Below are 21,805 nucleotides of genomic sequence, written 5' to 3' on the forward strand. Positions count from 1 at the left end.
TAAACCTTAAAGTTGGTGAGTTTGATCGAGAATATCCAGTTTTTGATCCAGATCCTGGTAAAAAGATTCTTCGGTTGTTAAGCCGTTAGGTTCCTGAGACCATGCTCCCATAAAATAATAGGATACATTTTTAGTTTTTTTGAAAATGATGGTATGGGTAGATTTTGTTTTCACATATTTATCAAAGCTTTCAAGCGGATAGAAGACTGCCATTCCCAGATTGTCTTCTTTTTTGGCCAGAGTCTGTTGCCCATAAGTCGCAATATAACCCCATTTTTTATTTTTACTGACTCCTTGTTTCAAGGGAATATCTTTGAAAGCGACGATTCCGGTACAAAGACCTGAAAGGCTGCTGCTCAGATTTAATTCTACTTTTACAAAACGGTCTTTTCGAAAAATTGTTAGTTTTGATTGCAGGTCTACGGGATTGCCCCAGGTTTTCCAACCTTTGTAAGCAATAAGGGCATAAGACTGATCTTTTTCATTGACTACTTTTGCATTCGTATTTTTTACGATTTTAAAGGTTTCAACATAATCATTCTGCTCATCATATCTTCCGTAAGAGCCTATTCCTATGGTACGTCCGGATTTCAAAATATCCTGTCCCCACGGAGCATCGTGATGATAAGATTCAAAACCGTCCTGGCCTACTTCAGGCAATACGAGTCCCGTTACTTTTTTACCGAAAATATCAGTAGCATTTCTCCAGTCCAGATAGAGTCTGTAGCCAACCTGATTATTTTCAAGACCAATTCCTTCGTATCTGATATAAGAAGAATGATCTGTATGGGCTTCCGGAAGCGTGAGTTCCTGAACATTTTTGAAAGTCCCTCCAATGTATTGATTCCCTTCCCATTTTCCGCCTTCTTTTACAGACAGTTCAGCATAAGAAAATGCAGCTTTTGGGGTTTTCTTAATGGCTTCAATCACAGAAGTCTGCGCTGAAAGATTTGTGCTGATAAAAGCACCTGCTATAATTATTTTAAATAAACTGAATTTCATACTTCTTCCTGTTGGGTTACCGATTTCTGTTGATGAGTTTTCATGGTTATTAGTTTTGTTCATCAGTTATTCTACGGACAATATCATTTATGTAGACTTCTATATTGTCATAGTTTTTATCAAGATCCCTTCCGTTGGCATTGGCTGATTTTGGGTCTAAATGATGTTTTATTTCCCATTCATCCGGCATTCCGTCGTTGTCCGAATCGAGGAGAGGTTTTGCCTGTTTTAAATGGGGAAATCCTCCTGTATCATTTTGTGAATCAATGATGCCGTTTTTACTTCCTTTTGAGCCTGTGTAAGTAAAGCTTCCGGTTTTAATGTCTTTTAAAACATGAAGATCAACAGCATCTCTTACCAGACTTGCTCCACTGGATTTGAGCATTTTACTGTAAGCTTCCTCCGCAGAATGGGTTTTGATGTTATTTTCAATATCATGAGGCTGATTGATTTTAATAGAATTTCTATCCTTTTCCGTTAAATTGTAGCTGGGTTTCATCTGGCTGAAAACACCTTCTGTCCAATTATCTTTGGTAATTTCCGGACTTCCTTCCATTACATTTCCATTGATGTAGTATTTCCCCCAGATATGATAAACTTCTGTTTCCTGGTTTTCATTTTTATCGATGGCGACAATCCGTTGTCTGGTTAGGGTTGCAGGGCCCGGTTTGTAATAATTATTAACGAGATTTACGTTCATTGCTTCACCTCCATAGATACTGTTGTGTCCCCAGTTGTAGATCAGATTATTTCTGAAATCGGTAAGATCCGTCAGCGCAAATTGACTTCCTGCGTATTCCCCCAGTCTTGGATTTCTGCTGTCGTGATGTGCATAGATATTATGATGGAAGGATGCCCATTTACCTCCTGCAATTCCGCCATAGCCATGAGCCCCTTTCTGATGAACTGAATTTCTAAGGCTTTCCGTAATGAGACACCATTGAAGAGTCGTTTTTTCATTGGCGTAAATGGAAACTGTTTCGTCTGTAGACCAGTTCATAGAACAATGATCTACCATAAGGTTTTTAATAAATCTAGCTCCCAAAGCATCGCCTTCAAATTTTTTCTGATCTCCCATTCTGAATCTCAGATAACGGATAATAACGTTGTCAGCTGCTACAAATGTTTCATAATTGGCAATGGTAATTCCGTCTCCGGGAGCGGTTTGTCCGGCAATGGTGATATCGCCTTCTTTTATTTTTAAAGGAGACTGTAAGTAAATTGTTCCACTGGTTTTAAATACAATATACCTCGGACCTTTTTGATCTAAAGCGTATCTTAAACTTCCTTCAGAGCTATCGTCTCTCAGATGGGTTACAAAATATACTTTTCCGCTGCGTCCGCCTGTGGTGAACCTTCCAAAGCCTTCAGCACCAGGGAAACTCAATATTTCCTGTGCACTAACCAGCGTAGAAATACTGCATAAAAGGCTTGTGGTGAGTAGTTTGATGAAGTTTTTTGTCATAATTGAAGATGCTCGTATGAATTATTGTAGGCTCTTTTTTATATTCCACTGATCATTTCCTTTAAGAATGTTCTCAGGAGTGTATTTTTTTCTTTCTTCTTTATTTAATTGATGTGACCAAGGAACTCTTTGAGTACTATTAGCTCCAGCTCCTTTTGAGTTGCCTTCTGCATACAATGTAGTCTTTTCTGCTTCCGTTTTGTTCCAGTTGTGCCATCCTTCAGGCTTTATCGTTGAGTTAAGCTCACAGTCAATATAAGCGGTCCTGGCAAAAGGTCTCCACGGTCTTCCCAGATAGACGGAATGGTCTTTTGCATTTCCAATAATCTTTGAATTGATAAAAACGAACCCAAATTCATTTCCCTGTGGAGTAGAAGCGGCTGTAATATAACTTGCTGTTTCTTTGGAGTAGATCATACAATTTTCAAAAACGGCAGTTCCTGCTCCAAAAATATAATCCGTTGTTCCTTCTATATAACAGTTTTTAAAATAATTTCTTGACGGTTTTGTCTTGTCTTCAAGATCCTGTGCTCCTTTTAAATATAAAGTATCCTGATTCCCTAAAAAGTGGCAGTTTTCAAAGGCGATTCTGTCACCTGAGGTTAATACGGCAACTGCCTGTCCGACTCTTCCGGAACTGTTTTTAAATGAAATATTTTTCGCTGTAAAATCATTCGAATAAATAAATATTGTGGATGAACCTGTCGTTCCGATCTCTTTTCCTTCAGGATTCTTTTTTGAGGCATAATCATCGTAAGTAATGATTGTTTTTTCTGGATTTTCACCTTCCAGCAATATAGCTCCTTTTGTTTCCGGGATGGTAATCTTTTCTTTATAAATTCCGTTTTTAATAAAAACTTTTGTTCTTACTAAAGAACTGTTTTCAATAGCATCAATTGCCTGCTGAACGGTTGTAAAATCACCTTTCCCGTCTTTCGAAACCACGATGGTTTTATCCTTGGTTTTGAATGAAAGAAGGCTGAATAAAGCGATCAGAGCAACAGAAAATAGAGCTGTGTTTTTAAAAAAGATGGAATGTTTCATAAAGCAGTTTTGAGGTAAAATACAGACTGATCTTGGTGGAAGACAGCCTGTATTTTGATATGAATGTTGAACTATCTAGTATCCGTAATCCTGAGTAAGGTTATAATTTGAATTGATCACATCCAGTGCAATAGGAAGAAGTTCCCTTTTATTGGGCTGGAAATAATAGGCATAACTTTTCACCGGATCTCCACTAATGTATGGCTGTGTCATAGCCAGTCTCCAGTTTACTTTTGTATACCCTGAAGGAGTGGCAACACTTTGATTTGGATTATAAAAAACATCAGCCTTGTTGATTCCGTTCACATAAATGTCCATATCCAGTACATTTTGCTGAGCAGTTTTTGTCGGAACATAATTGACAACAGTGGAAGCCGGTTTTTTGTAAAAAATATACTCGGGAACGTTCGCATAAGCTCCGGTACCGTTCATGAAATCTGTAAGCTTTTGTCTGGTTTCATTGATCTTTGTTTCCAGAAGATTCCAGCGGATCAGATCATATTTTCTCAACCCTTCGCCCCCGAATTCCAATAATCTTTCCTGAACAATATATTTGAAAAAGTCATTCTTGGAAGTAGGAATGGTTCCTATCTGACCCAAATTACCTGTATAGGCTCTTTGTCTTACAGCCATTACAGCATCAATGGCTTCCTGAGAAGGAGCACTGTGAAGTTCATTGTCTGCTTCGGCAAACATTAATAAAATATCGGCATATCTTAGCAACGGCCAGTCGATTCCCAGATTTTGTGAAGTTCCTGTAATACTCGTCCACGACTTTCTGAATTTTCCGTCATTCCAGTTGATGGAAGTCTGAAGATCCTCCTGTTTTAATGTGCTCACCCTGAAAATAGCAATATTAACATCTCTTCTCAAATCATATTTGCTAAATTCATAGAAATAAGTTGGAATAGCACTGATTCCTCCGGCTGATTTCCAGTCAGAATCATCATGTCTTAACCCATTATAATATCCGATTTTTGAATCTGTTCTTGAGTTTCCGCCAAAAGCTCCGACAGCAAAAATAATTTCATTCGTTGTATCCGGAGTGTTGGTGTGCAAAGATCTGAAAAGTCCTTCGTAGCTTGGGTTCAGCTTGTGCTGTCCGGAAGTGATGATGTCTTTACATTCATCATAAGCAATCTGATAATATTTCTGAGGATTTGTACCCTGTACCATCAGTTGTGGACTTCTTCTTAAAGAATATCCGGCTCTTGCCAGTGCGATTCTGGCTCTTAATCCTTTTACTGCTGCTTTGGAAAGTCTTTGTGCAGTAGTTCCTCCTTCAGATTTCCATGGTACCAGCGCTGATGCTTTTGCCAGATCATCAAGGAGTTTTTCATAGATGACATCGCGGTCTGTTTTCGGAATATAAACGGATGGGAGATCAGCAGAAGGGACATCCTGAAAAGGAACATCACCCCAATTTTTAATAAGATCATAATAAAACAATGCTCTCAGTGTTAATGCTTCTCCCAGATAGCGGTCCATCAGCTTTTTATCAGCTGCAGATCCGGTTTGATAAACTGGAGAAAGAGGAATATTTTTGATTACAAGATTAGCTCTTTCAATCCCTGTGTAAGTATCCAGGAAAGGTCTTAATAATTCCGTATTGGTAGGAACTGCTCCAAAGCAGCTTATTCCTCTTCTGTCATTGGCGTTATAATCTCCGGAGGTTCTGAGATCGTCTCCGGATTGGGAAAGAATGAGATTCATTCTCTGTCCATAAGTATTGTCACCCATGGCACTGTTATAAACCCCGACAAGGGCAGCAAAAGTGTCCGGAGCTGAGTCGAACTGTTGCTTTTCAGCAGTATTGGAAAGATTTTCTACCTCTAAGTAATCGCTGCAGGAGTTAAGAGTAACCACGCAGGCAAGAGATAAGAAAAGACTTGAAAATTTATTTTTGTTCATAGCGTTCGTTTTAGAAAGTGATATCTACTCCTGATAAGATAAATCGGCTTCTTGGATAAGCTGAATAATCAACTCCCGGAGTTAATGGATTTCTTCTGGTATTGGCTTCCGGATCAAATCCCGAATAACCGGTAATTGTAAATAAATTATTCACGGTAGCATACAGTCTCAGGTTTTTCACTCCAATGGCTTCAAGAGATCCTTTTGGAAGACTGTATCCGATGGTCAGGTTATTCAGTCTTAAGAAAGAGCCGTCTTCAATAGCATAAGAATGTAGGAAGTAAGCTCCTGCGGGAGGAGTCCACATCGTTGTATTGGCGTTAAGAGCAGCAAGAGCGGTAGGATCTGTCACCTTATTTCCAGCATTGTCAAACCATCTCCAGCGGTCTGCCACTTCAGCAAGCATGTTATTATCCTTATACAGATATTGAGTCGTGTATTCTATTTTGTTGGCATTGTATACTTTATTTCCTATGGAGAAATTGAAAAGTAAGCTCATATCCCAGTTCTTATAACGGAATGTTTGAGTAAAACCACCATAGAATTTAGGCTGTGCGCTTCCAAGGTCGGTCATGTCTTTATTATCAATCACTCCGTCACCATTGAGATCCTGAAGTTTAAGATCTCCCGGCTGTACAGCTTTTGCCCCGTTAGCCACAGCAGCCGAGCTTGCTATTCCGTTTTTTAAAGTATAGATCTGAGTGGCTGCATCATAATTAAAATCACTCACTTCATACCTTCCGGCCGTTACATATCCCCAATAAGTTCCTACCGGTTTTCCTACCTGTACAAGGAAATCAAACAGGTTATTCTGCCATCCGGAAGGGTAGTAGTAGGAATTGGAACTTGCAGAAGCATTATTTCCTAAACTTTTGATCGTATTTCTGTTGGATGAGATATTGGCATCAATTTTCCATGAAAAGTTTTCTTTACTGATGATGGTACTTCCCATTGATAATTCTATCCCTTTATTTTCGCTGCTTCCTGAGTTTTGGTATTGATACTCGTACCCGGAAGTCTGTGGTATTTTGGCTAATAATAAAAGATCTTTGGTATCTGTTTTATAAACATCCAGAGTTCCATAAAGCCTTCCATTAAACAATCCGAAATCAATTCCCGCATTGTATGAAGTAGCTGTTTCCCATTTTACATTAGGATTGGCCATGATATTTCCGGTGGTAGCCCCTGGCGTAACACTGGTTCCGAAAGCGTAGCCGTAATCTGACGAAGATGTAAAGAAGGTATCATATAAAAAAGCTCCGATTCTGTTATTTCCTGATTTTCCATATCCTAAACGAAGTTTTAGTTCATTGACAAAATTGCTTTGTTTTAAGAAATTTTCTTCCTTGATTTTCCATGCCAGAGAGGCTGCAGGAAAGTATCCCCACTGATTGGGACCAGGTTTGAAAACACTCGAGCCATCAGCTCTCATGGAAACCGTTGCAATATATTTGTTGTTGTAGATATAATTTACCCTTCCAAAGAAAGACGCCAGACGGTCTACTTCTCTTGCGGTTTTAGGAGCATCCTGAACCATTCCTGAAGGTGGTGATGCCAGCTGCGAATTGGCAAAGGCTTCCTGTGCTGAAGAAGATTTCGGGAACCACTTGATATTGATGGAGGTAGATTCACCATCGGTTCTTACCGTTTCCTGCCCTGCCAGGAGATCAAACTTATGATTACCGAATGTTCTTCTATAATTCAATGTGTTGGTATTGGTGATTCTTCTGGTTTGAGAATTACTCATAAATACCACTGGCTGATCATTATTCTGTCTGGCAAGACTGGTAACCGGACCGGAAAACTGATTCACAATCTGATCCCTCTGTACATAACCGATAACACTGCGGAAGGTAAAATCTTTGCTGATTTTATACTCAATTGTTCCGTTCAGTAATAAATCGTTTCTACCACTTTCCTTCACTTCATCGTTAGCCAATAAAACGGGATTGACAAGATTGGTCTGGTCTGCGAACAACGGATCAAAATCATCAACATCTACCGTAGAACCACCCTCAAAAGGTTGATATCTGATGGCATTTCTCAATCGGTTGGTGGTTTGCGAACCTGAAGCTGATGTTCCCGCTCCATAGATCATCTGACGGCTGTAACGAGCGTTCAGGCCAATACTCAGTTTTTTTGAAATATCATAATCATATCTGAAGTTGGCCATATTACGTTTGAATCCGGATCCAATCATCACTCCGTCTTCCTCCACATTATTAAGGGTCAATGAAAATGCAGAATTCTCAGATCCTCCGGACAATGCCACATTATGGGTAAAATTGAATGCTTCTCTCCCGAAAAGTTTATCCTGCCAGTTTACATTTTTGACAGATTTATACTTATCCAGCTGATCAAAAGTTCCGTAGCGTGTGTTAAAAGTTTCAATATCTTTTGCATCTCCATTCTTATAATATTGTTCATACTGATAAAGAACATACTGGTAAGGATCAAGTACATTGATCTTATTCTGAATGCTTCTTACCCCTACAAAACCATTATAGTTAATTGTTGTTTTTCCTTTTTTGCGGCCGCCCTTTGTAGTGATCAGAACTACACCGTTAGCTCCTCTTGATCCGAAAATAGAAGTGGAAGAGGCATCTTTTAATACTTCAATAGATTCTATTTCTTTGGGAGATAAGATGGTAAGGGCATTATCCATTTGTATCCCATCCACAATATAGAGTGGGGCATTACTCTGGGTAATGGAGTTCCCTCCGCGCACTACAATGTCTACATCTGCACCGGGAGATCCTTCACTCAGGGAAACCTGTACACCGGCAAGTCTTCCCTGGATGGCTTCAGCAGCATTAGTAGAAGGCATATCTTTAAGAGCTTCTCCTTTTACGGAAGAAACAGCGTTGGTAACATCTTTTTTGGAAACTTTTGTATAGCCTACCAAAACCACATCATCCAGTTTGGTTTCTTTATCTTTTTTTGTTTCTTTTTCCTGAGCCATGGAAAGGACAGGAAGCAGAAAAACAGTTAAATATAACCACTTTATTGATTGTACTCTTTTATCCATTATGTATCCTTATAGTTTTAATTCTTGGTTGAAAGTTTTTTCAATCGTTTTTTGATTAGGATTTTTAAGTATTCTGCGGATTTTAGTGGCCATTACGTATTTTAATCATTTTCTTACGCTGTTGTGCAATCGATTGCGTAATTATTTGTAATAAATTAATCTGGCTTCTAAACTAATATTATTTTTTAATACGCAAAGAAAAAAATGTTATTTTTTCATTAATTTATGTGTTTAATACAATGTGTTTAGCCTTACATATATTTGTTTTTTAAATTTAAAGCATTGTAAATCAGTCGTATATACATGTTTTGTTCTTTTCTAAATCTTCACAATAAAAATGTGTTTAGGAAGTGTTTAATGTTTATAAAACTTAAATTTTGATTAAAACTATGTCTGTTTTCGGATATAAAAAATCCCAAAATTAATGTCCGGGAAGAAAAATTTTAATCATTTTCTGATTTTTGTCATCTTTTTGAAATTATCAGCACTTCTATATTTTGTACTTTTCATTAATATTTACGAGTATATATCATATGTGTATTAATTTGATGATATTTTAATCAATATTTCACTGCTTGTTTTCTGTATTATTTTGGCATTATTTTATATTTTAAGTCCGGTTAGTTTCTAATTTTGGGAAATTTATTTTAGATTTCCCTTCTCTTTTTTATCTGTTTTTTAATCTGTTCTTAATTTTATTTATCTGACAATCAGATTTTTTTAAAATAAAATTAATTTTTTGTTAACTACTTAAAGAATAATTATATATTTAACCCCACAAGTATTTCTGCAATTTTAGTGTAATTTTATGCAATCGATTACATTGAGTTTAACAGGTTTGCGAAAACCGTAAAAAGAAAAAGTAAAAATAGTAGTATGGCACAATCAGAATTTCGTTACGCCCATCATCCTGAAGATGTGAAAAAATATACCACAGAAGATCTCAGGAGGGAGTTTCTAATCGATGATTTATTCAATGAGGATAAAATAAAACTGGTCTATTCTATGTATGACAGGCTTATTGTAGGAGGTATAATGCCTTCTTCCAAAGCTTTGAAACTGGAGCCTACCGGTGATCTGAAAGCTGAAAACTTTCTGGACAGAAGAGAGCTGGGCATTATCAATGTAGGAGCAGCAGGAAAAGTAACAGTAGACGGAAAAGTATATGAGCTTGAAAACAAGGAAGCTCTATACATCGGAAAAGGAGCTCAGGAAGTGATCTTTGAAAAGACAGGCGAAGAACAGCCTTATTTCTATATCAATTCAGCTCCGGCACATCATGAATATCCCACAAAGAAAATTACCAGAAACGAAGCCGAAATTGTGGAACTGGGTGAGGAAAAATATGCGAATAAGCGTACCATCAACAAACTGATTGTCAATTCTGTGGTAGAAACCTGTCAGCTTCAGATGGGAATGACTGAACTCCATCCCGGAAGTGTCTGGAACACGATGCCTGCACATACCCACACCAGACGAATGGAAGCTTATTTCTATTTTGACCTGGAAGAAGGGCAGACGGTAAGTCATTTTATGGGACAGCCTCACGAAACCCGTCACCTGTTTATGACGAACAGGCAAGCGGTATTGTCTCCGGAATGGTCTATCCACTCTGGTGTAGGAACTACAAATTATACTTTTATATGGGGCATGGCCGGAGAAAACATGGACTACGGAGATATGGACGGTATTAAAACAAACGAACTAAAGTAATTTTTCCAATGAATTTATTTGATTTATCGGGTAAGGTAGCAGTCGTTACCGGAGGTACTCACGGATTAGGAATGGCAATGGCAGAAGGATTTGCTGCAGCAGGGGCTGAACTGGCTATTACCAGTACAACATCTTCAAAACTGGAAGAAGCATTGCATTATTACCACGAAAAAGGGTATAAGGCAACAGGCTATATTTTTGATGTGACGGATGAACTGGAAGCTGCCCAAAAAGTAGCGTTAATGGAAGCCACTCATGGGAAAGTAGATATTCTTGTCAACAATGCAGGAATCATCAAACGTATTCCGGCTATTGATATGGAAGTGGAAGACTTTAGAAAAGTAATTGATGTAGATCTGACCGGACCTTTTATCATGTCGAAATTAATCGGGAAATATATGATTAAAAGGAAATCCGGAAAGATTATCAATATCTGCTCGATGATGAGTGAGCTGGGACGTGATAATGTAATAGCCTATGCTTCAGCAAAAGGCGGCCTTAAAATGCTTACCAAAAATTTAGCAACAGAATGGGCAAAACACAATATTCAGGTGAACGGAATCGGTCCCGGATATTTTGCAACCTCCCAAACAGAACCCATCCGTGTGGATGGAAACCCTTTCAATGATTTTATCATCAGCAGAACACCCGAAGGAAGATGGGGAAATCCGGAAGACTTGGCCGGAACGGCTATTTTCCTTGCTTCTGATGCAAGCAGATTCATCAACGGACAGATTATTTACGTAGATGGAGGAATTCTTGCCACTATTGGAAAACCTGCTAATGAATAACAACAGATTAGACAAAAAATGAAACCTTTTATCACAGACCAATTCTTATTACAAAATAAATACGCTGAAGAACTTTACTTCAGATTCGCAGAAAAACAGCCCATCATCGATTATCATAATCATTTGATTCCTAAAGATATTGCAGAAGACACTGTTTTTGACAATATCTCCAAAGTCTGGATTGCAGGTGACCATTACAAATGGAGAGCTATGAGAACGATGGGAGTCAATGAAAAATTTATCACGGGAGATGCTTCAGACAAAGAAAAATTCGAGGCCTGGGCAAAAACAGTTCCGTATACTTTGAGAAACCCTCTGTATCACTGGACTCATCTGGAATTGAAAAGATATTTCGGAATTGATGAACTGTTGAATGGAGATAATGCATCGGAAATCTATGAAAACATCACCACTCAGCTTCAAACCCCTGAAAAATCTACGAGAGGTCTTTTGAAAATGATGAATGTGGAATCTCTATGTACTACAGAAGATCCTACAGACACTTTGAATTACCATCATGATCTGGCGAAAAGTGATTTCAATATCAAAGTAAGTACTGCATTCCGTCCGGATAAAGCTATTCTGATTGAAAACCACAACTTCGCAGATTATATTGCAAAACTGGGAGCATCAGCAGGGATTGAAATCAATTCTTACCAGACTTTATGTGATGCTTTGCTTAAAAGAATCGAATATTTCCACGAAAATGGGTGCAGACTGTGTGATCACGGCTTAAATAATATTTCTTTTGAAGAATCTACAGAAGCGGAAGTGAATGCTATTTTCAATGATAAACTAGCCGGAAAAGTGATTGCTGAAAAGCAGGTGAATCAATTCAAAACAACCATTTTATTATTCTTAGGGGAAGCTTATCATCAATACGGATGGGTTCAGCAGTTCCATTTAGGAGCTTTGAGAAATAATAATGAAAGAATGCACAGAATTCTAGGACCGGATACCGGCTGGGATTCCATCGGAGACTTTGTGCAGGCAGAAACGTTGTCCCGATTTTTGAACACTTTAGACGGAAAAGATAAACTCACCAAAACCATTTTATACAATTTAAACCCGGCTGATAACGAAATTTTTGCAACAATGATCGGGAATTTCAATGATGGAAGCATCAAAGGGAAAGTACAGTTTGGCTCAGGATGGTGGTTTCTCGATCAGAAAGACGGAATGATCAAGCAGATGAATGCCCTTTCCAATATGGGGTTAATAAGCTGTTTTGTAGGAATGCTTACTGATTCCAGAAGTTTTCTTTCTTATCCGAGACACGAATATTTCAGAAGAGTATTGTGCAATCTTTTCGGTGAAGAAATGAAAAACGGTGAATTGCCGGATGATATAGAGCTGATAGGGAAAACCATTTCAGATATCTGCTACCATAATGCGAAAAACTATTTTGATTTTTAAATGAAAAGCTATGGGCAAAATAGTCACATTCGGTGAAGTGATCATGAGACTTTCCCCACCCGGAAACAGAATGATGAAACAAAGCCACGAAATGGAGTTCTTTTTTGGAGGAACTGAACTGAATGTTGCTTCTTCATTAGCAACAATGGGTTGTGAAGTAAGACATATCAGCTGTGTTTCGGATGATTTTGTAGGCGAATCTGCAGTTTCTTTCATTCAAAGCTTTGGAATTGAGACCACTTTCATTCATCAAAATGAACATCCTTTAGGGCTGTATTTTCTTGAAGTGGGATCATCTGTTCGTGCCAGCAGAATTGCGTATAACAGGTTGAATGGTTCTTTTGCCAATATCAATGCAGAAAATATAGACTGGGAAAAAGCACTTGAAGGCTGTGAGTGTTTTCATTGGACAGGCATTAGCCCTGGTATTTCAGAATCTGCTTATAAAGCATTGAAAGAAGGTCTGAAAACTGCACAGAATAAAGGAATTGAGATTTCCACAGATCCTGCTTACCGTTCCAATCTCTGGAAGTATGGAAGAAAAGGACATGAAGTACTTAAAGAACTGGTTTCTTATTCCACTATTTTTATTGGAGGTGTAAACGAAATTAATGAAATTCTCGGAACTCAGTTTTCTTCAGATAAAGAAGGCTTCATTGATGCCTGTAAAGAATTAAAACAACAAATTCCTTCTGTTCAAAGGATTTTTGATAAAATAAGAATTGGGGTTACAGCAAGTACACAGCAAACACAGGGAAGAGCTTGGGCAGATGAAACTTATTTTGAAACCGATCTCCTTGAAATTAATCCTGTTGTTGACAGAATTGGAACCGGAGATGCTTTTGCGGCTGGGCTGATCTATGGTTTAAAGCATTTTGATCATCAGAAAGCCTTGAGTTTTGCTAATGCAGCCAGTGCAATCAAACACACGATTCCCGGAGATATTAACTACGCAAGTGCAGAAGATATTCTGGAAGTAATGAACGGAAATTCAGGGGGAAGAATAAAAAGATAACTATGGCAAGATTTAATAGAATAGAAGTTGCCTTGATGGCAAAGCAGACAGGGATTGTTCCTGTATTTTATCACGAAGATATAGATGTATGCAAAAAAATTGTGAAAGCTTGTTTTGATGGCGGTGCCCGTGTTTTTGAATTTACCAACAGGGGAGACTTTGCCCATGAAGTTTTTGCTGAGCTGGTAAAATACGTAGTCAAAGAGATTCCTGAAATGATCTTGGGAATTGGCTCCATACTTGATCCGGCAACCGCCTCTTTGTACATTCAGAATGGCGCGAACTTTATTGTATCTCCCATTTTAAATCCTGAAGTGGCCAAGGTTTGCAACCGGAGAAAAATTGCATGGATACCTGGCTGTGGCTCTGTTTCTGAAATTTCTTATGCTGAAGAACTGGGAGCAGAGATTGTAAAAATCTTCCCAGCAACACAAGTAGGTGGACCGGAATTTATCAAAGCAGTGAAAGGTCCGATGCCATGGTCCAATATAATGCCTACGGGTGGAGTCATTCCAACAAAAGAAAGCATAAGTGAATGGATTTCTGCAGGGGCATATTGCTTAGGATTGGGTTCGCAGTTGTTTGTGAAAAATGAAAATGGGGAATATGACTATGGAAAAATCACAGAAGCTGTAGCTCATTCTATACAGATTATTAAAGAACTAACATAATTGTTCTTATCATTTTAAAGCCATAAAGGGAACTCGGACAAATTAATTAGAGGTCAAACAGGATTATGACATTCAATCTAATTAATATCAATCCCTTAATTAAATTCAAATGGTTTGAAAAAATCAATCATTTCCGTGCTAAAGCAGTATGGATAAGGAGTTTTTTGCCCCATTTTGTTGTCAAAATCAATAAAAATCAATACTATTAACGATTGATATGAATAAAGAAATATCCCCGAAACCGACTCACTTCAGATGGACGATCTGCGTGCTTCTTTTTATTGCAACGACCATCAATTATATGGATCGGCAGGTGCTGTCACTTACCTGGAAAGATTTTATTGCTCCTGAGTTTCACTGGAACAATAATGATTACGGGAACATCACTGCATTATTTTCTATTTTCTATGCCGTAAGTATGCTTTTTGCCGGAAAGTTTGTAGACTGGATGGATACCAAAAAAGGTTTTCTCTGGGCTATAGGAATCTGGTCTGTAGGAGCTGTTATTCACGCCTTTTGTGGAATTGCCACTTCAGGAGTTCTTACAGGAAACTGGTGGGTAGGTTTTCAGGAATCTAAAGAGATTATCGGAGGAGTTGATAATGTGGGTGCCATTATCAGTACCAGTGTTACCTTGTTTATTTTTGCCCGTTTCGTCCTGGCAGTAGGGGAAGCCGGAAACTTTCCTGCTGCGATAAAAACTACGGCAGAATATTTTCCTAAAAAAGACAGAGCACTGGCAACCAGTATTTTTAATGCAGGAGCAACAGTAGGAGCTTTGGCTGCACCAGTAACCATTCCTTTTATTGCAAAATCTATGGGTTGGGAATGGGCATTTATCATCATTGGAGCTTTAGGTTTTGTTTGGATGGGACTTTGGGTATTCTATTACAAAAAACCTCACGAACATCATAAAGTCAATGAACATGAGCTTACTTATATTCAGCAGGATCAGGACGATTTGGCTGTAGGAGATTCATCAGCATCAGAGAAGAAATTCTCTTTCAAAGAATGTTTCAGTCACAGGCAGACGTGGGCTTTTGCTTTCGGAAAATTTATGACAGACGGGATCTGGTGGTTTTTCTTGTTCTGGACACCTGCCTATCTGAGTTCTGTTTATAAAATGGATTCTACCCAAAGTGCCTTACCGTTATTTGTTCTCTATATGATTACGTTATTTTCCATCATTGGAGGATGGCTTCCGAAGTATTTCGTAGAGAAAAAAGGAATGGATGCGTATTCTGGAAGGATGAAAGCGATGTTGATCTTTGCTTTTTTCCCTTTGCTGGCATTATTGGCACAGCCATTGGGCTCTGTTTCATATTGGATTCCGGTATTAATCATTGGAGTGGCAGGAGCCGCTCATCAGGCTTGGTCAGCAAATATCTTCTCAACGGTAGGCGATATGTTTCCCAAAAAAGCCATTGCAACCATTACAGGAATTGGTGGAATGGCAGGAGGAATCGGTTCTTTTTTAATCAATAAATCATCAGGTGTGTTATTTGATCATGCTCATAAAGCATGGACTACTATTGATGGAATGCCTTTGCTGGAGAAATATCCGCAATACATCAATGAGCGTTTGCCGGAGAATTTTCTTCACGATCTGGAAAAATCGGGCGCTATTATTTCTGATGGAATTGATAAAGGATACATGATCATTTTCTCTGTGTGTGCAGTCGCTTACCTGATTGCCTGGAATGTCATGAAGACTTTGGTTCCTAAATACAAAGTAATTAAGTAGAAATAAAAACTATCAAACCTAAAGATAGTTTCATTCAAATTAGAAAAAAATGGAAAATCAGATAAAACAAAAACTAAATCGTGAATTCTATGGTTTTCAGGAAAAACTTCCTATTAAAATAGTACAGTTTGGAGGCGGGAATTTCATGAGAGGATTTACAGATTATGTCATTGATCAGCTTAATAAAAAAGCAGCGTTCAATGCAGGAATTGTAAATGTACAGCCTACACCGGGAGGTTCTGTTCATAAGCTTGAAGAGCAGGATAATCTGTACACCCTTTTTACAAGAGGAATAAAGAAAGATGAAATTATTGATGAAAAACAGGTGATTTCTTCCATTCAGAAGTCCATCAATCCTTATACACATTATGACGAATTTCTGGCTTTAGCAAAAGAAGAAGAATTGGAATTTATCTTTTCCAATACAACAGAAACCGGGATCGCCTATGATGAAACCGAAGAATATCATGCAGGACCACATAAAAACTTTCCTGCGAAACTCACGGTTTTATTGTATGAAAGATTTAAATATTTCAAAGGAGCACCAGAAAAAGGATTAAGAATTATCCCTTGTGAACTGATTGAAGATAATGCTTTGGCTTTAAAAGATATCATTATTAAATATGCCAGATTATGGAATTTAAAAGAAGATTTTGTGCAATGGATTGAACAATGTAATTGTTTTCACAATACTTTGGTAGACAGAATTGTTCCGGGATATCCTAAAGATGATGCAGAATCCTACGAAGAACAGTTGGATTACGAAGACCGGATGATGGTCGTTTCTGAAGTCTTTTTACTATTTGTCATTCAGGAAGTTAAAAATTTAAAAGAAAGAATTCCTTTTGACCAAATTAATGAGCAGATTCTGGTGGTAGATGATATTCTGCCGTACCGTCTTAGAAAAGTAAGAATTCTGAATGGTGGACATACTTTGATGCTGGCTCCAACCATTTTATCAGGAAAAGAAACGGTAAAAGAATCCATTGATAATCCGTTCATTGGGCAGTTTTTAAAAGACACCATTTTCAATGAAGTCAATCCAACTTTAGGATTGGATGAAAATGAATTGAAAGATTTTGCAGAAGAAGTTTTCGACAGATTTAGAAATCCTTTTATTAAACATCATCTGGCAAGTATCGCTTTATATTTTGTATCTAAATTTAAAGTGAGAGTGCTTCCAAGCTTATTGAAATATGTTGAAATCAATCAAAAATTACCACTTAATTTAACTTTCTCTTTAGCTGCTCTCATCAGATTCTATCAGGGAAATTTCGGGGATAAAGCCCTTCCGTTAAATGATGAACAGACAATTATTGATCGTTTCAAAGAAATATGGTCCACCAGTGATTATGAAAAGGTAGCGGAATTTGCCTTAAGTGAAATTTCTTTCTGGGATACAGATCTCACAGAAGCGGAAGGCTTGAAAGATGCTGTAGCAAAAGCTTTGTGGGAAATTGATCATCACGATGTAGAAACAGCATATCACCATTTTGTTCAATTCTATTCTTAAAAATCATGCAGAAGAAAGTATTGAAAGTAAATCCCAAAGATAATGTTGCTGTAGCTCTCGTTGATCTTCATCAGGGCGAAACTGTTATTTTGGATCATTTTACCTATGAAATTATAAAAGACACGAATGCCAAGCATAAATTTGTCACGGAAGATCTTTCTGAGGGGGATGCTGTCATCATGTATGGAGTTTTGGTGGGAAAAGCCAGCCAAACGATTCAAAAAGGAGAAGTCATCACGACTGAAAATGTAAAACATCAAAGTGCAAAAGTACAAGCTAAAACAGAAACAACTGCCTGGAAAGCTCCAAATGTAGAGGAGTGGAAAGATAAAACATTCATGGGATATCACAGAGAAGACGGACAGGTAGGAACAGAAAATGTATGGTTGTTTTTTCCTTTGGTTTTTTGTGAAAACAGAAATGTTGAGATTTTAAAAGAGGTTTTTGAAAAAGAACTCTTATTCGAAAAAGTAACAAAACATCAGCTTTTGCTGAGATCTCTGATCAATAATTCAGATACGGAAACCATTGCGGAAGAAGATCAGGATGAAAGAATTTTTAAAAATATTGACGTTAAATTCATCACTCATCAGGGCGGTTGCGGTGGAATTCGTCAGGATGCAGAAGCTTTGGGGCGTTTGCTGGCAGGATATGTTAATAACCCAAATGTTGCCGGAGCAACCGTTTTGAGTCTGGGATGTCAGAATCTTCAGGTACAGATTTTCAAAGATGCTCTGGACAAGATCAGTCCTGAGAATAAAAAACCGATTATTGTGTATGAGCAGCAAAAATCCGGAACAGTAGATGAAATGCTGAGTGGAATTATCAAAGATTCTTATGAAGCGATTAAAAAAGCCAATGAGATTCAAAGAAAACCGGCACCTATTTCAAAACTGGTATTAGGATTAGAATGTGGCGGTTCAGACGGTTTTTCCGGAATTTCTGCCAATCCGGTTTTAGGGCAGTTGTCAGATTTAATGGCCGGAATTGGTGGCGCAACTATTCTTTCAGAATTCCCGGAATTGTGTGGAGTAGAGCAGCAGCTGGTGAACCGTTGTGTGAATGAAAAAGATGCAGAAAGATTTTTACAGTTGATGAAAGATTTTGAAGAATCAGTCGTTGCTGCAGGATCTGGTTTTGATATGAATCCGTCACCGGGGAATATTAAAGACGGATTGATCACTGATGCCATGAAATCTGCAGGAGCGGCTAAAAAAGGAGGCTCATCGCCTATTAATGATGTTCTTGACTTTACAGAATATATTAAGAAACCGGGATTGAATTTATTGTGCACACCAGGAAACGATGTAGAATGTACAACAGCTCTGGTAGGCTCAGGCTCTAATATTGTACTGTTTACAACCGGCCTTGGAACTCCTACCGGAAATCCTGTCGTTCCCGTAGTGAAAATATCCTCCAATACTTCACTTTCCGAAAGAATGCCTGATATCATCGACTTCAACACAGGTGATGTGATTACAGGGGAAAAGACAATTGACGAAAAAGCAGAAGAACTGCTGGAATACATCATCAAAGTAGCCAGCGGAGAAGTAAAAACCAAGGCTGCTATTTTAAATCAAAACGACTTTATTCCCTGGAAAAGAGGGGTTAGTTTATAAAATGTTTTTTGACTATAAATATTAATTAGGGATGAAAATGCTTTCTACTTTGTAGGAGGCATTTTCTTTTTATATATTTTATTGAAATAATAAAGTTGTTAAAAACGGTAAAAAAAGAGTTGATACTGTGAAAATAGCATCTCCTATATGTAATTTTCGATATTCTCCCTGTTCCCAACTGGATTGCATATAACCTGTCATTAAAGGTTCATTCCCAAAAATGATAAGAAATAAATTTCTAAATATCCAGTAATAAATCATATAAAGCAAAGGGAAAAATGCCCAAGTCGCTGCATTGCCGTTTGGCATTTTCAATGATTCTCTGTTCAAGTTGAAGTAACCAAGTAAGGCTATCAAAATAGTGAAAAATAATACAATCAAATATGTTGTTCTGTTCTTCAATTTTTTATAAGATAACCATAAAATGATTTGACCAAAGCCACCAAGAAAAATATAAAGAGATTGATTATCCAATACGATTGTTATATGTAGTTAAACTAAGATTATTTTCTCTTAGAAGATTTCCTTATATAAAGTTGCGGCGTAAGTACCACTTTTTTCTCAATAGAAACCCCGGAACCGTTTTCTTTTACACTTTCTAAAAATACCTGTCCGGACATTTTTCCCATCAATACAGGAGTCTGATCCACAGAACTGATTGGAAGTTCCATGAATTGGGTAAAAGGCTCATTAGAAAACCCGATGATAGCCACTTCCTGAGGAATTTTGATATTTCGTTTCTTTAATTCCTGGCAGGCACCTAATGCGGCAAAATCACTGGAAGAAAATATAGCATCAGGAACAGATTTTTTACTCCAAAGTTTTTTAATGGCTTCTGTACCTTCCTCAATAGAACTGCCTGTGAAGATAACATTATCCTCTTTTACAGGAAGGTGATGATCCGCCAAAGCCTGTTTATATCCGTTGAGACGGTTTTGATAAATTTCAAGGTTAAGATCTCCTGCAAAATGGCATATATTCTTATAACCTTCTTTGATAAGATGTTCTGTAGCCATATAGCCCCCACGATAATCATCAATAGTCACCGTGCTGATCCCTGAAATATCTTTTTTACGGTCAAAAAAGATAACCGGGGTATTGGAAGTATCTATAATGCTTTGAATATGACTGATATCTGTTGTCGTTTTAGAAACAGACATAAAAATGCCATCTACCTGTGCATTCAGCAACGTATTAAGCTGTCTTTTTTCAATATTGACATCTTCGTGGCTCTGACAGATGATCACATGATAGCCGAGTGGGGAAAGCTCTTCCTCAATTCCTCTGATCACAGATGAAAAGAAATTGGTATTGATATACGGAACAATGATCCCTACGTTTTTGGTTTCACCACTTTTTAAAGCTTTGGCAAGGTTGTTCTGCTTATAGTTCATTTCCTTGGCCGTTTTACGAACCAGCTCTTTGGTTGCCTCACTTATTCGCGGATGGTCATTCAGTGCTCTTGAAACAGTTGCCACACTTACGTTAAGCTTATTGGAAATATCATAGATGGTGGCACTTTTCTTATTCATACTGATTTTTTCTGAGCAATTTTATGAAGTCTGAACAGCAGACGTTATTGACGTAAATTTAATCAAATTATAGCTATTTGAAAGCAAAAAGATGCATTTTAAGTAGGCCTTCTGCAGATTTTGGACATATTTTATTTTTATCAAATTTAAACCTCTGATTTCATGATGGATAGATAATAAAAAAACCGAAAGCAAAACTACTTCCGGCTGTATATTCTATTTTCATTTTATTATGGAATCAAAACAGCTCTGCCTTTGATCTTTCCGTTTCTCATTCTATCATAAACTTCATTGGCCTCATCCAGATTATATTTTTCAATTTCGATATGAATTTTTTTCTGTCTTGCCAATCCTACCACTTCCATAAGTTCAACTCTTGATCCCCAGTAAGGATTTGTCATACTTACCCCAAATGGAAGTCCAGACATGCTGTATTGATAATGACCGCCACCCAATCCTACAATGGTAAGATCTCCATCCAGACTCACAATTTTAGTTCCAAGTTCAATGGTTGATGTAGTGCCTACAAAATCAATAACCACTTTAGCTTTTTTAATTCCTGTGATTTTCTGAATCTGTTCTGCAGTATCAGCATCTTTTGAGTTCACAGTGAACGTTGCTCCAAGTTCTTTGGCGAATGCCAGTTTTTCTTCTGTCACATCACAGGCAATGACCGTACTGCCGCTAACTTCTCTAAGAATCTGCAGAGCAACATGCCCAAGTCCTCCAACGCCAATCACTACAACATACTCATCGGGTGTTAGTTTAGACAATGATCTTTTAATTGCGGAATAAGGAGTCAATGCTGCATCAGTAAGCGGAGCGGCAATCACGGGATCCAGATCATAAATAGGAACTAATAATCTTGAAGAAGGAACAAGCATATACTCAGCCATTCCTCCATCTAGTCCCAAACCGCCTCCATAAGCCATTTCTGACTGATGATCACAATAATTTTCTTTGGATTGCTGACAGGGTTTACAATGGCCACATCCCCAAGGACCATAGACCAGAACGGCATCTCCTTTTTTATAACCTTTAACGTCAGGGCCAATTTCTTCGATCCAACCTGCATTTTCATGGCCTAATGTGAATACTGAACCTCCTACAGTTCCCTCGTCAATAATATGAAGATCAGAGTGGCATACACCTGCTCCTCCGATTTTTAACAAGACTTCATCTCCTTTAGGAGTCGGTTTCTCCATATTATTTACAACACGGACATCTTTGTGCCCGAAAAAACGTACTGCTTTCATAACTTAATATTTTAAAACTTATACCTTAAATATACGAAAATTGATCTTGAATAACGAGTGATTTAATTGATATTAAACTAATATA

At 37.8% G+C, this 21,805-nt stretch carries 16 protein-coding genes; 8 read left to right on the plus strand and 8 right to left on the minus strand.

What is annotated here, in order from left to right:
• Positions 1-6 precede the first annotated feature (6 nt).
• The 5 genes from BUE84_RS09945 to BUE84_RS09965 all read right to left on the minus strand — a co-directional run bounded on the left by BUE84_RS09945 (position 7) and on the right by BUE84_RS09965 (position 8,450).
• Positions 7-1,065, minus strand: a complete 1,059-nt coding sequence (locus BUE84_RS09945; RefSeq protein ID WP_238594400.1) for a DUF4861 family protein — start codon at positions 1,063-1,065, stop codon at positions 7-9.
• Positions 1,052-2,467, minus strand: a complete 1,416-nt coding sequence (locus BUE84_RS09950; RefSeq protein WP_079241493.1) for a pectate lyase — start codon at positions 2,465-2,467, stop codon at positions 1,052-1,054. Before BUE84_RS09950 ends, BUE84_RS09945 begins: the two co-directional genes overlap by 14 nt.
• Positions 2,468-2,488: 21 nt before the next feature.
• Positions 2,489-3,511, minus strand: coding sequence for a pectinesterase family protein (locus BUE84_RS09955; protein ID WP_079241494.1), 1,023 nt, complete (start codon positions 3,509-3,511; stop codon positions 2,489-2,491).
• Positions 3,512-3,586: 75 nt separating this feature from the next.
• Positions 3,587-5,422: a RagB/SusD family nutrient uptake outer membrane protein gene (locus tag BUE84_RS09960; protein ID WP_079241495.1), complete on the minus strand. Its 1,836-nt coding sequence runs from the start codon at positions 5,420-5,422 to the stop codon at positions 3,587-3,589.
• A gap of 10 nt (positions 5,423-5,432) precedes the next feature.
• Positions 5,433-8,450: a SusC/RagA family TonB-linked outer membrane protein gene (locus BUE84_RS09965; RefSeq protein WP_079241496.1), complete on the minus strand. Its 3,018-nt coding sequence runs from the start codon at positions 8,448-8,450 to the stop codon at positions 5,433-5,435.
• A gap of 876 nt (positions 8,451-9,326) precedes the next feature.
• On the opposite strand from BUE84_RS09965, the gene kduI reads away from it, so the two are divergent.
• The 8 genes from kduI to BUE84_RS10005 all read left to right on the plus strand — a co-directional run bounded on the left by kduI (position 9,327) and on the right by BUE84_RS10005 (position 18,932).
• The gene (gene kduI, locus BUE84_RS09970; RefSeq protein WP_079241497.1) at positions 9,327-10,163 is read left to right on the plus strand and encodes a 5-dehydro-4-deoxy-D-glucuronate isomerase; all 837 of its coding nucleotides are present in this window, start codon (positions 9,327-9,329) and stop codon (positions 10,161-10,163) included.
• An 8-nt stretch (positions 10,164-10,171) separates the two neighbouring features.
• The gene (locus BUE84_RS09975; RefSeq protein WP_079241498.1) at positions 10,172-10,954 is read left to right on the plus strand and encodes a gluconate 5-dehydrogenase; all 783 of its coding nucleotides are present in this window, start codon (positions 10,172-10,174) and stop codon (positions 10,952-10,954) included.
• Between the two features lie 18 nt (positions 10,955-10,972).
• On the plus strand, positions 10,973-12,370 hold the full coding sequence (gene uxaC, locus BUE84_RS09980; RefSeq protein WP_079241499.1) for a glucuronate isomerase: 1,398 nt from the start codon (positions 10,973-10,975) through the stop codon (positions 12,368-12,370).
• Positions 12,371-12,380: 10 nt separating this feature from the next.
• A complete protein-coding gene (locus BUE84_RS09985) occupies positions 12,381-13,385 on the plus strand; it encodes a sugar kinase (RefSeq protein WP_079241500.1) in 1,005 nt (334 codons plus the stop codon).
• A gap of 2 nt (positions 13,386-13,387) precedes the next feature.
• Entirely contained in the window at positions 13,388-14,056 is a 669-nt protein-coding gene (locus BUE84_RS09990) for a bifunctional 4-hydroxy-2-oxoglutarate aldolase/2-dehydro-3-deoxy-phosphogluconate aldolase (protein ID WP_079241501.1), read from the plus strand.
• A gap of 217 nt (positions 14,057-14,273) precedes the next feature.
• Positions 14,274-15,800, plus strand: a complete 1,527-nt coding sequence (locus BUE84_RS09995; protein ID WP_079241502.1) for an MFS transporter — start codon at positions 14,274-14,276, stop codon at positions 15,798-15,800.
• A 49-nt stretch (positions 15,801-15,849) separates the two neighbouring features.
• On the plus strand, positions 15,850-17,313 hold the full coding sequence (locus tag BUE84_RS10000; RefSeq protein WP_079241503.1) for a tagaturonate reductase: 1,464 nt from the start codon (positions 15,850-15,852) through the stop codon (positions 17,311-17,313).
• Between the two features lie 5 nt (positions 17,314-17,318).
• Positions 17,319-18,932 (plus strand): UxaA family hydrolase, encoded by a 1,614-nt coding sequence (locus BUE84_RS10005; RefSeq protein ID WP_079241504.1) that lies wholly within the window; start codon positions 17,319-17,321, stop codon positions 18,930-18,932.
• Between the two features lie 78 nt (positions 18,933-19,010).
• On the opposite strand, the gene BUE84_RS10010 is transcribed toward BUE84_RS10005, so the two are convergent.
• The 3 genes from BUE84_RS10010 to BUE84_RS10020 form a co-directional block, all read right to left on the minus strand.
• Positions 19,011-19,406 carry a hypothetical protein gene (locus BUE84_RS10010; protein WP_079241505.1) on the minus strand — a complete coding sequence of 132 codons (396 nt, stop codon included), beginning with the start codon at positions 19,404-19,406 and terminating at the stop codon, positions 19,011-19,013.
• A gap of 29 nt (positions 19,407-19,435) precedes the next feature.
• Positions 19,436-20,464, minus strand: a complete 1,029-nt coding sequence (locus BUE84_RS10015) for a LacI family DNA-binding transcriptional regulator (RefSeq protein ID WP_079241506.1) — start codon at positions 20,462-20,464, stop codon at positions 19,436-19,438.
• A gap of 230 nt (positions 20,465-20,694) precedes the next feature.
• Positions 20,695-21,720, minus strand: coding sequence for an NAD(P)-dependent alcohol dehydrogenase (locus tag BUE84_RS10020; RefSeq protein ID WP_079241507.1), 1,026 nt, complete (start codon positions 21,718-21,720; stop codon positions 20,695-20,697).
• Positions 21,721-21,805: the final 85 nt, after the last annotated feature.

This window comes from Chryseobacterium indologenes, assembly GCF_002025665.1.
GTDB lineage: Bacteria > Bacteroidota > Bacteroidia > Flavobacteriales > Weeksellaceae > Chryseobacterium > Chryseobacterium metallicongregator.